The following is a 514-nucleotide window of genomic DNA, read 5'->3' as shown; positions in this document are numbered from 1 at the left end:
CCGAAGCCGGTGGCCTAACCCCGTAAGGGGAGGGAGCCGTCGAAGGTGGGGCTGGCGATTGGGACGAAGTCGTAACAAGGTAGCCGTACCGGAAGGTGCGGCTGGATCACCTCCTTTCTAAGGAGCACCTCGTTCCGAAAGGAACGCAGGAGCCCACAGTCGGCGAACGATCGACTGGGGTGCTCGAAGGCGGAGACACTGGCCAGTTTCTCCCGGCAACGGCCGGCGAGCTCAGTACACGAGGAGGAATCCTCGAAGGAACAGCGAACCGGTGCGGCTGATGAGAAACGATCAAACATGCACCCTGTTGGGTATCTGAAAGAACAACCAAGAGCCGGCTGTGCCGGTGAGGTTGGTCTTCAATGCCAGGCAAGACTTCGAATGCAAACCTGCCACGGTTGTGGTGTTCGGTGTGTTCAGTGGGAAGTTTTGGGTTGGTCGTTGGTTGAGAATTGCACAGTGGACGCGAGCATCTTGTTTTCTGTGGTTAAGTTGTCAAGGGCGGACGGTGGAT

The 514-nt window shown here is 57.6% G+C and carries 1 rRNA gene; it reads left to right on the top strand.

Features of this window, described 5'->3' with window-relative positions:
- Positions 1-117 (top strand): 16S ribosomal RNA (locus tag ACFQS1_RS40620); the annotation flags it as partial.
- Between the last annotated feature and the right edge of the window lie 397 nt (positions 118-514).

The organism is Paractinoplanes rhizophilus (assembly GCF_042664765.1).
GTDB lineage: Bacteria > Actinomycetota > Actinomycetes > Mycobacteriales > Micromonosporaceae > Actinoplanes > Actinoplanes rhizophilus.
Note: the sequence above shows the minus strand (reverse complement) of the source record. Positions and strands in the feature narration are given on the sequence as shown.